We start from the raw sequence: 13,025 nt of genomic DNA on the forward strand, positions 1-13,025 counted from the left end.
TTATCGGGGGCCGTCTCCCGCCAAAGTGTTCATTGACGAGTTCGCCACTTAACGGAGAAATAACATGCCGAATGTTTTTGTAGAACCTCTGCCGAAACACAGAGACGGAGCCATCGAAGGCTACGCGCTGGAATTGTCCGCCACGCAGCGGCTGACGTCGGACAACTATGAGACCCAGACGAAAGCCATCGAAGCTGCGAAAGTCAGGGGGTACAAGCCTCTGGTTGCACGCGTCCGGAAGACGGACAAAGGCAACCCCGACCATTGGCGACCCGCGGAATAAGCGGCCATCGCTTACACCAGGAGCGCTACCGCGTTATCGAAAACGATGCGGCGGCGCTTCGGTTTGCTCACTCCACCGCCTTCATCATCTCCTCGACAACTTTCTTCGCATCCCCGAACACCATCATCGTCTTGTCCATATAGAACAGTTCGTTGTCGAGCCCGGCGTAGCCCGCCGCCATCGACCGCTTGTTCACGATGATCGTCCGCGCCTTATAAGCCTCGAGAATTGGCATACCGGCAATCGGCGACTTCGGGTCCGTCTTCGCAGCCGGGTTCACCACGTCGTTGGCCCCGAGCACGAGCACCACGTCCGTCTGCCCAAATTCGCTGTTGATATCCTCCATCTCCTGAACCATCTCGTACGGCACTTCGGCTTCCGCGAGCAGCACGTTCATGTGCCCCGGCATCCGCCCCGCGACCGGATGAATCGCATAGCGCACGTCGATGCCCTTCTCGACGAGCTTGTCCGTCAGCTCCTTCAGCGCATGCTGCGCGCGTGCGACGGCGAGCCCGTAACCCGGCACGATCACCACGCTTTCCGCGTTGCCGAGCATGAACGCGGCGTCGTCGGCGGAACCGGATTTCACAGGGCGCTGCTCCTGCGTACCGCCCGCCGCCGCGCCGCCCGCCTCGCCGCCGAAGCCGCCGAGAATCACGTTGAAGAACGAGCGGTTCATCGCGCGGCACATGATGTACGAGAGAATCGCGCCCGACGAACCGACGAGCGACCCCGCGATGATCAGCATCGGATTGTTGAGCGAGAAGCCGATGCCCGCCGCCGCCCAGCCCGAGTACGAGTTGAGCATCGAGACGACGACCGGCATGTCCGCGCCGCCGATCGGGATGATGATGAGCACGCCGAGCGCGAACGCAATCAGCGTCATGATGACGAACGGCAGCCACGACTGCGTCACCATGAAGATGATGCCGAAGCCGACCATCGCCACGGCGAGCAGCAGGTTGATCAGATGCTGCCCCGGATACACGACCGGCGCGCCCTGGAAGAGCCGGAACTTGTACTTGCCCGAGAGCTTGCCGAACGCGATCACCGATCCCGAAAACGTGATCGCGCCGACGAACGTGCCGATGAACAACTCGACGCGATTGCCGTACGGAATCAGGTAGCCGGGCGGCGCGAGGCCGAACGCCGACGGCTCCGAAACCACCGCATACGCAATGCACACGGCCGCGAGACCGATCAGCGAGTGCATCGCGGCGACCAGTTCGGGCATCTTCGTCATCTCGACTTTAGCCGCGATATACGCGCCCGCCGCGCCGCCAATGATCAACGCCGCGAACAGGAGCGACAGCCCCAGCGAGAGATTGGACCCGAGATAAGCGGCCTGCTTTGCGATCAGCGCGAGCGTCGTGAAGATGGCGATCGCCATGCCCGCCATGCCGAACGTGTTGCCGATGCGCGCGGTCTTCGGATTCGACAGGCCCTTCAACGCCTGAATGAAGCACACCGACGCGATCAGATACAGCAGAGTGACGACGTTCATGCTCATTTACGCGCCCTCCTTGTTGGCGAGCTTCCTCGGTTCTTTCTTCTTGAACATCTCGAGCATGCGTCGCGTGACGAGAAAGCCGCCGAACACGTTCACCGCCGCGAGCAGCACCGCGAGCGTGCCGAAGAATTTGCCGGCGCCGCCCACCGTCAGGCCGACCGCGAGCATCGCGCCGACGATCACGATCGCCGAAATCGCGTTCGTGACGGCCATGAGCGGCGTATGCAGCGCAGGCGTCACGTTCCAGACGACGTGATAGCCGACGTAGATCGCCAGCACGAAGATGATGAGGTTGATTACCGTATGGTTGATGACGTCCATGGTGGTCTCCGTATCAGGCGCTCGCGCGGGCGAGCTGTCCGTCGCGGCACTGGAGCGTGGCCGCGACGATGTCGTCCGCAAGGTCGATGTTGATCGTGCCGTCTTTCGTCAGGATCAGCTTCAGGAAGTCGAGCAGATTGCGCGCGTAGAGCGCCGAGGCGTCGGCGGCGACCATCGAAGCCAGATTCGTGTGGCCGACGATATGCACGCCGTGCTTCGTCACCACCTGGTCGACTTCGGTCAGCGGACAGTTGCCGCCTTTTCTGCCTTCGAAGTCGGGACCGCGCCCGGCGGCGAGATCGACGATCACCGAGCCCGGCTTCATGTGCTTCACCGTTTCGACGGAAATGAGCGTCGGCGCGGGACGGCCGGGAATCAGCGCCGTGGATATCACGATGTCGGCCGCCTTCGCGCGTTCGTGCACCAGCGCCGACTGCCGCGCGAGCCAGCTCGGCGGCATGGGCCGCGCGTAGCCGCCGACGCCCTGCGCCGCCTCGCGTTCCTCGTCGGTTTCGAACGGCACGTCGACGAACTTCGCGCCGAGCGATTCGATCTGCTCCTTCACCGCCGGCCGCACGTCCGACGCTTCGACCACGGCGCCGAGGCGCTTGGCCGTCGCGATCGCCTGGAGGCCTGCGACGCCCGCGCCGAGGATCAGCACGCGCGCCGCTTTCACGGTGCCGGCGGCGGTCATGAGCATCGGCATGAATCGCTGGTAGTACTGACAGGCCATCAGCACGGCCTTGTATCCGGCGATGTTCGCCTGCGACGACAGCACGTCGAGGCTCTGGGCGCGCGTCGTGCGCGGCGCGGCTTCGAGCGCGAACGCGGTGATGTTTGCGGCTGCGAGCCGCGCGGTGTTCTCGGTGTTGAAAGGATCGAGCATGCCGATCAGCACGGTGCCCAGTTTCATCGTCGCGAGTTCTTCGGCGGACGGCGACTGGACCTTGAGCACGATGTCGGCTGAAAACGCGGTGGCGGCATCGACGATATCGGCGCCCGCTTGCGCGAACGCATCGTCGATATAGCTTGCCGGCACGCCCGCGCCGCTTTGCACCGAAAGCCGGTGCCCTTGCGCGACGAGCTTTTTTACCGTCTCCGGCGTGGCGGCGACGCGCGCCTCGTTCGCCCGCGTCTCGGCAGGCACTCCGATATGCATGTTGAATCCTCCTGTCTTTTCTTTTCTTGCCTCGGCGCGCGGCCACGCGCGAGGGAGAAGCGGGGGTTGCTTTTTGATTTCAGATGCTAGATGGACGGCTGTCTAACTGTAACCGAAGAATATGCGCTGAAAACGCGATCCGGCACCGGATCGCACCCCGCGCTAACCCTTAGGCCGCGCGCACGGGATTCGACGGCTGACGGTAAAATGTCGGCCATGAAATCAGATACTTGGGCTCCTCACGTTACGGTCGCGGCGATTGTCGAGCAGGACGGGCGCTTCCTCGTCATCGAGGAACACACGTCCGCAGGGCTGCGAATCAACCAACCGGCCGGTCATCTCGAAGCGGGCGAAACGCTCGTCGAGGCGGTCGTCCGCGAGACGCTGGAGGAAACGGCGCATCGCTTCGAGCCGGAGGCGCTCGTCGGCGCGTACATGACGTACTTTCAGCGGCCCGGGCGCGATGTCACGTATCTGCGCTTCACGTTCTGCGGCAGGTCCGCGGGCGAAGTGGCGGGGCGCGCGCTGGATCAGGGCATCGTTCGCGCGATGTGGCTCACGCCCGACGAACTGCGCGCGACGGCCGCGCAGCATCGCACGCCGCTCATGATGAAGTGCGTCGACGATTATCTGGCCGGGCGGCGCGTGCCGCTCGATTTCATCCATACGCATTCGGTCGCGCCGGTGGTGCGCTCCTGAGGCAGTCCTGAGGCGCTCGCGCGCCAACCAAGCGGTATTCCTATGAGCAAGCGAAGAGTAGTGGTGGGCATGTCGGGCGGCGTCGATTCGTCGGTGACGGCGTGGCTCCTGAAAGAGCAGGGTTACGACGTGGTCGGCCTCTTCATGAAGAACTGGGAAGACGACGACGACGGCGAATACTGCTCGACGCGTCAGGACTGGATCGATGTCGTGTCGGTCGCGGATCTGATCGGCATCGACGTCGAAGCGGTCAACTTCGCCGCCGAATACAAGGACCGCGTGTTCGCCGAATTTCTGCGCGAATATTCAGCCGGCCGCACGCCGAACCCGGACGTGCTGTGCAATGCGGAAATCAAGTTCAAGGCGTTCCTCGATCACGCGATGTCGCTCGGCGCGGAGACCATCGCGACCGGCCATTACGCCCGCGTGCGCGAACAGAACGGCCTGTTCCAGTTGCTGAAGGCCACCGATTCGACCAAAGATCAGTCGTACTTCCTGCATCGGCTGAATCAGCAGCAGCTTTCGAAAACGCTGTTTCCGCTCGGCGAAATCCCGAAGACGAAAGTGCGAGAAATCGCCGCGCAAATCGGCTTGCCGAACGCGAAGAAAAAGGATTCGACTGGCATCTGCTTCATCGGCGAACGGCCGTTTCGCGATTTCCTGAACCGCTATCTGCCGACGCAACCCGGCCCGATGAAGACGGCCGACGGCAAGATCGTCGGCGAGCACATCGGGCTGGCGTTCTATACGTTCGGGCAGCGCAAGGGCATCGGCATCGGCGGCGCGAAGGACGGCAGCGGCGAGCCGTGGTTCGTCGCCGGGAAGGACATGGCGAGCAACACGCTGTATGTCGTACAGGGGCACGACCATCCGTGGCTGCTCTCGCACGCGCTCGTCGCGGGGAACACCAGTTGGGTCGCGGGCTTCGCGCCGGATGACGGCACGGCCTGCGCGGCCAAGACGCGCTATCGCCAGCAGGACGCCGCCTGCCGTTTCGCCGCTGCGGACGACGGTCTCTTCGAATTGCGCTTCAACGAAGCGCAGTGGGCGGTGACGCCGGGGCAGTCGGCGGTGCTGTATCAGGGCGACGTGTGCCTCGGCGGCGGGATCATCGAGCGCGCGGCGGCCGGCGCGGCATCGCACGCGCCGTTGATGACGGCCACGAGCGAAAGCTGACAGCGGCGCGCCCCGGACCGCGCAGGTGGGGGCGCCGCGAGGCGGTTTTCTGACCGCGCGACAAAAAGTCATTTGATACAAGTGCTTGACGCTCTACCTATCGGTAGATAAAGTGAATTCATCTAATTCACGCTGAATCACGCGATGGACAAGAACACGGTACGCGAGGCGCTGCTGGACCATGCGCAGACGGTCATGATGAAGCGCGGCTACAACGGCTTCAGCTACCGCGACTTGTCGGAACTCGTCGGCGTGAAGACATCGAGCATTCACTACTACTTTCCGACGAAAGAAGATCTCGCGCTCGAAGCGGTGAACGCTTATAGCGCGGACGTAATGTCGTCGATTTATGCCATCGACAGTTCGGCCTCCGCCGACAAAAAACTCGACCGCTACACGAAGCTCTTCGGGCGGATCATCGGCGACGGCACGCAGGTTTGCCTGTGCGGCATGCTCGCCGCGGACATCGAGTCGTTGCCGGAGAAGGTGCGCCACGCCATTCAGGCGTTCTTCCGCGCCAACGAAAGCTGGCTCGCGAAGGTTCTCGCGGAAGGTGAGGCGCAGGATACGCTCGATGCCGGCGGCAAACCGGAAGCCGCAGCGCGCGCCCTATACGCCGCGCTTCAGGGCAGCCTGCTCGCGTGCCGATTGTTTCAGACGCGCGCGCGACTGGACGAAGTCGCTGCGACCGTACGGCGGTAGATAACCCTGTGGATAACTCTGTGAAAAACCCGGCTTCCGACGCGGCTCTGCCTATCGTTCGATAGATAGATTTTGGCGAGCGAGATGGCCGCCCGGCGCCTTCGCGGACTTCCCACCGTGCCGCATCTTCCACCAGCAAGCCTTTGCGCAGAAAAACTCGGTTAAGCCTCAGTGGAAAATGCAATCGATGCGGCGGTTTATCTATCTTTCAGTAGATTGATGTCAAATGTGCGTTTCGTTTTTACCGACCGGACAACCTCGGCAGAACGTTGAGTGCGGCACTCAGCGCGGTTCAGTGTCGATGAACGACTGCCGTTGCGCGAGCCGCGCGTAGAACTTGTCGAGCGCCGGATGCGCTTCGCGCCAGTTCAACTCCGGCATGCGGAAATCGAGATAGCCGAGCGCGCAGCCGCAGGCGATATCCGCCAGCGTGAAGCGGTTCGCGGAACACCATTGCTTCGTGTCGACGACGCGCGCCATCGCGCGCAGACCGTCCTCGATCTTGTGCCGTTGCCGCGCGACCCACATTTCGATGCGCTGCGCTTCGTCGCGCAGCACGCCTTCGAGGCGGATCAGCACGGCGGCGTCGAGCATGCCGTCCGCGAGCGCCTCCCAGCAGCGCACTTCGGTCCGCTCGCGGCGTTCCTGCGGCAAGAGCTTGCCGACCGGCGTGAGCGTGTCCACGTACTCGCAGATCACGCGCGAATCGAACACCGCTTCGCCGCCGTCCAGAATCAGGCACGGCACTTTGCCAAGCGGGTTGAAATCGTGGATTTTCGAATCGGATGCCCAGACATCTTCGAGCACCAGTTCGCAGTCGATCTTCTTTTCCGCCATCACGATCCGCACCTTGCGGACGAATGGACTCGTGTGCGAACCGATCAGTTTCATCATCTATTCTTCGCGTTCGTTTCAGATAAAGCGGAGGTCGATCTTAACCGGGCGGGCACGCGCCAACCGCATTTTCGAGATGCGGCGCGCGGCGGTGTCGTCTGCCGACAACATGCCGCTGCGGGGAGACGCTCAGTGCTGCTCATTAGCAGACGAAACCGGCCGGCAGCACGCGGAAAACATCGGGTTCCTATGCGTTCGCGGCACGCAGCGCGCGTCGAGTTTATTGCGTGCTCGCGGTCGTCGCCCCGCCCGATGCCGGGCAGGGGAGAACCGGCGCGGGCAGGGTCTTCGCGGCGGCCGCCTTGCCCTTCGCGGACGAGGCCGTCGCTGCGGCGAGCGGCAGCGTGGCGAGACTGCGCACGCCCGCCGAAATAGCCGTGGCGAGCGCATCCACCGCCTTGCGATGCCCGTCGACGAGTGCGCCGTAGCCGTCGCCGACCGGCTCGTCCGCGATCGTGCGGCAGGTCATCACCGACTGCGAGCCGGCGGCGCGCACGCTCCAGACCGCATCGATGACGGCCCGCGACCCCGGCCACGATTCGAACCGCTGCACCTTCACGGTCACGCGATACACCGGCGCCGACTCCGGATACGGCGTGCCATAGACATCGATCGCGTTCAGTTGCTGCGACAGATCGCTCGACAGCGCGCGCCGCACTTCGTCGCCCGGAAGCGAGGCCCAGCGTTCCTGTTCGAGCACGCTCACCTGCGCGGGACTCGTCTGCACCACCATCTGATTGCGCGAGACCTGCTCGGGCATGTCCACCGGCGCGAGCTGGAAATAGAACGCCGCCGCCGAGGACGACACGGCCGCCGGCGTCGGCGCCGCGCCGCCGAGCGTGTAGAACCGGCTCGACGGCGACGAGGCGCACGCGCACAGCACGCCCGCCGCGCCCACGGTCAACAACAACGCGCCGAACCTCATGGTTTGTCCTCCGATTTGCCGCGCAGCAGCGATTCCGGATGACGCTCCAGATAATCAGCCAGCGCATTGAGCGATTGAAGCGTCCGCGTCAGTTCCTGCATCGCCTGATGCACGTCGGACTGAAGCGGCGAGTCTTGTTCAAGCGTCGATTGCGCCGCGCCAAAGGTCTTCTTCGCCTGCGTGAGCGTGTCGCGCATCTCCGGCATGACTTCCTTGTTGAGTTGATCGAAAAGCGTGTTCGCGTTCTTCAGCGAGCCGTTGAGATTCGTGCCGATCTGGTCGAACGGGATCTTGTCCAGCTTGCGCGCGATGTCGGCAATCTGCAGTTGCAACTCGTCGAGCGTGTTCGGAACCGTCGGGAGTTCGATCGGATCGCTGCCCACGACGACCTTCGCGGGCGCCGCCTTCGGGAAGAAGTCGAGCGCGACGTAAAGCTGGCTCGTCAACAGATTGCCCGTTCGCAACTGTCCGCGCAGGCCGCGCTTGACGAGCAGTTCCAGCATGTCGTGGCTCTCCTCCGTTCCCTGTTCGGGCAGCGCGGCTTTCGCGCGGCGGCCGAGCCGGTCCGGATATAGGTCGATGGTCACGGGCATCATGAACGCATGCGTCTGCTGGTCGTATCGGACGCCGATGCCCGTCACCTGTCCGAGCACGATGCCGCGGAAATCGACCGGCGCGCCCACCGACAAACCGCGCAACGACTGATTGAAATTCATCACGACGTGCACGGGATCGCCGTCGGGATCGCGCATCGCGTCGGCCTGATCCGAGGCGAGGCGGAAGGTCGCGTTCTCCTTTGCCTGCGCGCCGGCTTGTTGATTCGGCGGCGTCTGGAACGCGATGCCGCCGAGCACGACGGTCGCGAGCGACTGTGTATTGAGCGTGAAGCCGCTCGAATCCAGCCGCAGATCGACGCCGCTCGCGTGCCACCAGCGCGAGTTGGTGCCGACGTATTGGTCGTACGGCGCGTTCACGAAGACCTGCATCGTCACGCCGGTGCCGTCCTTATCGAGCGAAAACGCCGTGACCTGGCCGACCTGCACGCGCCGGTAATACACGGGCGAGCCGATATCGAGCGAGCCGAGCGACTCGCCGTGCAGCGTGAACGTGTGCCCTTTCTGGTCGCCGGTGACGGCAGGCGGCGTCTCCAGCCCGACGAAGTAGTTCTGGTCCTCGGTCGACCTGCCCGCGTCCGCGCCGATGTACGCGCCCGAAAGCAGCGTCGAGAGACCCGTCACGCCGCTTGCCGCGACGCGCGGGCGCACGACCCAGAAGCGCGTGTCCTTCACGGCGAAGTCGGTGGCTTCTTTCGTGAGCTGCACATCGGCGAGCACGCGCGAATGGTCTTTCGACAGCGTGATGGTCTTGACGGTGCCGATGTCCACGTCCTTGAACTTGACCTTGGTCTTGCCGGGTTCCAGCCCTTCGGCGCTCACGAAGCTGATCGTGACCGTGGGGCCACGGCTCGACACGGTTTTCACGACGAGAAACACGCCGATCAGCGCCGCGACGATCGGAATGACCCACACGAGCGAAGGCAGCCAGCGGCTGCGCGGCTCGATCACGGGTTCGGGCAATGTCGACGGCAGTGCGCCGCCGCTCGGTTCCTCGGGAGTCTTCGGCGCATCCGGCGTATCCGGCGTATCCGGCCCATTCGGACCTTGGGCACTAGTCATATTTCTTTCCTGACGGTTCTATGTTGTCCCATATCAGACGTGGGTCGAACTGCATGGACGCGAGCATCGTCAAGACGACGACGGACGCGAACGCGAGCGCGGCCGGCCCCGCCGTGATGACCGCGACCGACTTGAAGCGCACGAGCGCGACGGTGAGCGTGACGACGAAGATATCGAGCATCGACCATCGGCCGATGCCTTCGACGATGCGAAATAACGTTGTCCGCTGACGCGGGCGCCACGTCGATCGCCGCTGCACGCTCACGAGCAGAAACGCGAGCGAGAGGAGCTTGAGCATCGGCACCAGAATGCTCGCGATGAAGATGACTGCCGCGAGCGGATAGTCGCCATCGCTCCAGAACAGCGCGACGCCGCTCATGATGGTGTCGTCCTCCGCGCCGAGAATGGAAGACGTGTGCAGCATCGGATAGACGTTCGCGGGAATGTAGAGGATCGCCGCGCTGATGAGCAGCGCCCACGTGCGCGCGATGCTGTCCGGATTGCGCCGGTGCACGGCCGCGCCGCAGCGCGTGCAACGCTGCTTCTCGACCGTGCGCGCGAGCGGCTGCACGAGGCCGCAGGCGTGGCACCCGACGACACGCTCGCGCGAGGCCGTCGTGTACAGCGTGGGCGGTTCGGCGCCGGGCTCGGACGAGCCCGCGTCGCGCGGGGTGTCGGTCACGATTTCTGCCTCACGGGTGGCGCGACAGGCGCGCGCTTACGGCGCGGAAGGCCGCTGGCGATATCCCACAGCGAGCGTGGATCGAAACTGACGACGACCGCCACCATCAACGTCAGCGCGCCGAACGCGAAGAGCGCAGCCTCCGGAATCACGCGCGCGACGCTCAGCATCTTCACGAGCGTGACCAGCACGCCCAGCATGAACACTTCGATCATGCCCCACGGCCGCATGAACTGGATCGCGCGCAGCGTGACGTGAAAGCCCGGCGGCACGTAACCGGCGCGCACGGGCATCAGCACGTAGAGCAGCGCGGCGAGTTCACAAAGCGGAAACAGGATGGTCGCGCAAAACACGAGCACCGCGACGAACTCCATGTGCTCGCCCCACAGCGCGATGATTGCGCCGATGAGCGTCGTCTGCGACGTGATGCCGTTCGCATCGAGCTCGACGATGGGAAACGCCTGCGCGATGACGAAGGTGATGAGCGCGGCGAGCGTCGTCGCGCAGATGCGGTCGAGATGGGGCGTGGCGCCGCGATAAAGCCGCGCGCCGCATCGCGGACAGTTCGCGGTGCTGTGCTCGGGAAGCGCGCGCTTCTTGAAGAGCGCGTCGCACTCGTGGCACGCGATCAGTTCTTCTGAATCGTTCACATTCATGGTCGATGCCGGGCCTTCTCACGCGTGTTCGTATGGCGCCGCAAGTTGGGCCCGGCGCAGTAAGAGCAAGTCCCGGGCCAGCGCGTACGGTAGCAGCATGGTATCAAACACCGATGACGCGCGACGATACGGCCGGCGTGATCGTGGCGGGCGCGGCTCCGTGCGGAATAAATGCGCCGGCGTCTTCGTTCACTTCGGGCTGTGGTCCGAGCCGCGCCGCCGCGCCCGGATGCATCGACCGTTGCATGAGCGGAATAGTTCGTTGCATGAACGCGGCACATCGGCTGTAAACCGGCGCAAAGCCGCGCCAGTGCTGGCTCCGGGCATTCGCGGCACGCCTGTGCGCGCACGCTGGCAATTCGGCGTTGTTCGGGTAGCATGGCGGCGCATGCATCGGCCAAATGCACGTCACGCACATCACGCAAATCAAGACAGGACATCAGCATCATGGAAAGCAGCGTTGGCATCCCGCAGGCAACCCCGGTGGAGCGATACGGCGCGACGGCGATCGCGTTTCACTGGCTCATCGCGCTTCTGATCGTGGGCGGCTTCTATCTCGGCTGGATCATGACCGATATTCCCGGCTTCACGCCCACGAAGCTCAAGTACTTCTCGTGGCACAAGTGGATCGGCGTGACCGTGTTCGCGCTCGCGGCGCTGCGGCTCGCGTGGCGCATCACGCATCGCGCGCCGTCCATGCCTGCCGGTATGCCGCGCTGGCAGCAGGGCGCGGCGCACGTCACGCATGTGCTGCTCTACGCGCTGATGATCGTGATTCCCGCATCCGGCTATCTCTACAGCTCGGCGGCGGGCTTGCAGGTGGTGTATCTCGGCGTGCTGCCGCTGCCGACGATCATCGGGCCGGACAAGGCGCTGAAGGCGACGCTGCGCATCGTGCATGTGGCGCTGAACTACGGGCTGCTGGTGCTGGTCGCGATGCACGTCCTCGCGGCGCTCAAGCATCATTTCGTCGATCGCGACGGCTTGCTCGGGCGCATGCTGCCGTTCATCAAGTGAGCGCGGCGCACGATTCGATTATTTCCTCGCTGTTGGCAGGGCGTTTCCGGCCCGCTGTTGGTTCCCGCATGCTTTTGATTTCCAATACCGGTTGCTCGTCGATTCGTTCAAACAAGGCACACATGAAACTGAAACTCAATGGTTGGATGCTGGCTGCGGTAGCCGCCGCATCGCTCGCCACGGCAACGGGCGCACAGGCGCAAGTGGACATGGCGAAAAGCTCGGTCGTCGCCACGTCGAAGCAGATGAACGTCCCCACGGACGGCAAGTTCAACAAGTTCACCGCGCAGATTGCCTTCGATCCGGCGAAGCCTGCGGCGGGCAGCGCGAACATCACCATCGACACCGGCAGCTACGACCTCGGCGACGACGACTACAACAAGCAGGTGCGCGGCAAGGAGTGGTTCGACAGCGCGACGTATCCGACCGCCACGTTCGTTTCCAGCGCGATTGCGCCAGCGGGGGGCAACCAGTACAAGGTGACGGGCAAGATCACGATCAAGGGCAAGTCGCAGTCGGTCACCGTGCCCGTCACCATCACGCAGCAGGGCGCGACCGAAACCTTCGACGGCTCCCTGCCGATCAAGCGCACGCAGTTCGACGTGGGCACGGGCGAGTGGAAGGATACGTCGGTGGTCGCGGACGATGTCGTCATCAAGTTTCATATCGTCGCCGCCAGGAAGTAAGCGGCGGTCCGGTTCAATTTCGTAGACTCAACGCTCAATCAGTCAGGAGAAGCACTTGAACACGTTTTCGATGATCGCCGCCGGCGCGCTCGCAGCCGGCCTTTCTTTCAGCGCGATGGCCGCTGACACGTACCAGCTCGACCCGAACCACACGTATCCGAGCTTCGAGGCGGACCACTTCGGCGGCGTGTCGACGTGGCGCGGCAAGTTCAACAAGAGCAGCGGCACCGTGGTGCTCGACCGCGCGGCGAAGACCGGCACGGTCGACGTGACGATCGACGTGTCGTCAATCAACACGGGCAACGCCAAACTCGACGAGCATCTGCAAAAGCCGGAATTCTTCGATGCCGCCAAGTACCCGACGGCCGTGTACAAGGGCACGTCCATCCGTTTCGACGGCGACAAGCCGGCAGAAGTGATCGGCACGCTGACGATGCACGGCGTGACGAAGCCGCTCAATTTGAAGGTCGAAAGCTTCAAGTGCTTCGTGAACCCGATGATGAAGAAGGAAGTCTGCGGCACGGAAGCGACCGCGACGTTCGATCGCGGCGACTTCGGAATGGACTACGGCAAGTCGTACGGCTTCAGCCTGAAGACGGTGCTGCATATCCAGGCTGAAGGCGTGAAGCAGTAAGTCTC

General features: G+C 63.8%; 16 protein-coding genes. 7 read left to right on the top strand and 9 right to left on the bottom strand.

Translation table 11 applies throughout. The features are described 5' to 3' along the window. Positions 1 to 64: 64 nt before the first annotated feature. The gene (locus tag GV035_RS29445) at positions 65 to 283 is read left to right on the top strand and encodes a hypothetical protein (protein WP_236572585.1); all 219 of its coding nucleotides are present in this window, start codon (positions 65 to 67) and stop codon (positions 281 to 283) included. Positions 284 to 350: 67 nt separating this feature from the next. On the opposite strand, the gene GV035_RS11550 is transcribed toward GV035_RS29445, so the two are convergent. Genes GV035_RS11550 through GV035_RS11560 form a run of 3 tightly spaced genes read right to left on the bottom strand, consistent with a single transcriptional unit; the run spans position 351 to position 3,273 of the window. Next, positions 351 to 1,793 (bottom strand): NAD(P)(+) transhydrogenase (Re/Si-specific) subunit beta, encoded by a 1,443-nt coding sequence (locus tag GV035_RS11550; protein ID WP_159835244.1) that lies wholly within the window; start codon positions 1,791 to 1,793, stop codon positions 351 to 353. After that, positions 1,794 to 2,114: an NAD(P) transhydrogenase subunit alpha gene (locus GV035_RS11555; RefSeq protein ID WP_159835245.1), complete on the bottom strand. Its 321-nt coding sequence runs from the start codon at positions 2,112 to 2,114 to the stop codon at positions 1,794 to 1,796. A 13-nt stretch (positions 2,115 to 2,127) separates the two neighbouring features. Beyond that, the gene (locus GV035_RS11560; protein ID WP_159835246.1) at positions 2,128 to 3,273 is read right to left on the bottom strand and encodes a Re/Si-specific NAD(P)(+) transhydrogenase subunit alpha; all 1,146 of its coding nucleotides are present in this window, start codon (positions 3,271 to 3,273) and stop codon (positions 2,128 to 2,130) included. A gap of 216 nt (positions 3,274 to 3,489) precedes the next feature. Here GV035_RS11560 and GV035_RS11565 point away from each other — a divergent pair, with 216 nt between their 5' ends. The 3 genes from GV035_RS11565 to GV035_RS11575 all read left to right on the top strand — a co-directional run bounded on the left by GV035_RS11565 (position 3,490) and on the right by GV035_RS11575 (position 5,850). After that, positions 3,490 to 3,972, top strand: a complete 483-nt coding sequence (locus GV035_RS11565; protein WP_159835247.1) for an NUDIX hydrolase — start codon at positions 3,490 to 3,492, stop codon at positions 3,970 to 3,972. A 42-nt stretch (positions 3,973 to 4,014) separates the two neighbouring features. Next, the gene (mnmA, locus tag GV035_RS11570) at positions 4,015 to 5,148 is read left to right on the top strand and encodes a tRNA 2-thiouridine(34) synthase MnmA (protein WP_159835248.1); all 1,134 of its coding nucleotides are present in this window, start codon (positions 4,015 to 4,017) and stop codon (positions 5,146 to 5,148) included. 144 nt (positions 5,149 to 5,292) lie between these two features. After that, positions 5,293 to 5,850, top strand: coding sequence for a TetR/AcrR family transcriptional regulator (locus tag GV035_RS11575; RefSeq protein ID WP_159835249.1), 558 nt, complete (start codon positions 5,293 to 5,295; stop codon positions 5,848 to 5,850). A gap of 282 nt (positions 5,851 to 6,132) precedes the next feature. On the opposite strand, the gene GV035_RS11580 is transcribed toward GV035_RS11575, so the two are convergent. The 6 genes from GV035_RS11580 to GV035_RS11605 all read right to left on the bottom strand — a co-directional run bounded on the left by GV035_RS11580 (position 6,133) and on the right by GV035_RS11605 (position 10,930). Further along, a complete protein-coding gene (locus GV035_RS11580; RefSeq protein WP_201303964.1) occupies positions 6,133 to 6,744 on the bottom strand; it encodes a glutathione S-transferase in 612 nt (203 codons plus the stop codon). Positions 6,745 to 6,964: 220 nt separating this feature from the next. Beyond that, complete coding sequence (locus tag GV035_RS11585; RefSeq protein ID WP_159835250.1) at positions 6,965 to 7,669, bottom strand: PqiC family protein; 705 nt, start codon at positions 7,667 to 7,669, stop codon at positions 6,965 to 6,967. Further along, positions 7,666 to 9,345: a PqiB family protein gene (locus GV035_RS11590; RefSeq protein ID WP_159835251.1), complete on the bottom strand. Its 1,680-nt coding sequence runs from the start codon at positions 9,343 to 9,345 to the stop codon at positions 7,666 to 7,668. The genes GV035_RS11585 and GV035_RS11590 overlap by 4 nt, the downstream gene beginning before the upstream one ends. Next, positions 9,338 to 10,027, bottom strand: a complete 690-nt coding sequence (locus GV035_RS11595; RefSeq protein ID WP_442859554.1) for a paraquat-inducible protein A — start codon at positions 10,025 to 10,027, stop codon at positions 9,338 to 9,340. The genes GV035_RS11590 and GV035_RS11595 overlap by 8 nt, the downstream gene beginning before the upstream one ends. Then, entirely contained in the window at positions 10,024 to 10,683 is a 660-nt protein-coding gene (locus GV035_RS11600) for a paraquat-inducible protein A (RefSeq protein WP_159835252.1), read from the bottom strand. The genes GV035_RS11595 and GV035_RS11600 overlap by 4 nt, the downstream gene beginning before the upstream one ends. 103 nt (positions 10,684 to 10,786) lie before the next feature. Continuing rightward, positions 10,787 to 10,930 carry a hypothetical protein gene (locus tag GV035_RS11605; protein WP_159835253.1) on the bottom strand — a complete coding sequence of 48 codons (144 nt, stop codon included), beginning with the start codon at positions 10,928 to 10,930 and terminating at the stop codon, positions 10,787 to 10,789. A gap of 200 nt (positions 10,931 to 11,130) precedes the next feature. Between GV035_RS11605 and GV035_RS11610 the strand changes: the two genes are divergently transcribed. From GV035_RS11610 to GV035_RS11620, 3 genes are all read left to right on the top strand, one after another. Then, positions 11,131 to 11,700, top strand: coding sequence for a cytochrome b (locus GV035_RS11610; protein ID WP_159835254.1), 570 nt, complete (start codon positions 11,131 to 11,133; stop codon positions 11,698 to 11,700). 122 nt (positions 11,701 to 11,822) lie between these two features. Beyond that, a complete protein-coding gene (locus GV035_RS11615; RefSeq protein WP_159835255.1) occupies positions 11,823 to 12,386 on the top strand; it encodes a YceI family protein in 564 nt (187 codons plus the stop codon). Between the two features lie 70 nt (positions 12,387 to 12,456). After that, the gene (locus tag GV035_RS11620; RefSeq protein ID WP_201304027.1) at positions 12,457 to 13,020 is read left to right on the top strand and encodes a YceI family protein; all 564 of its coding nucleotides are present in this window, start codon (positions 12,457 to 12,459) and stop codon (positions 13,018 to 13,020) included. Positions 13,021 to 13,025: the final 5 nt, after the last annotated feature.

It is taken from the genome of Burkholderia sp. 8Y (assembly GCF_902506145.1).
Lineage (GTDB): Bacteria > Pseudomonadota > Gammaproteobacteria > Burkholderiales > Burkholderiaceae > Caballeronia.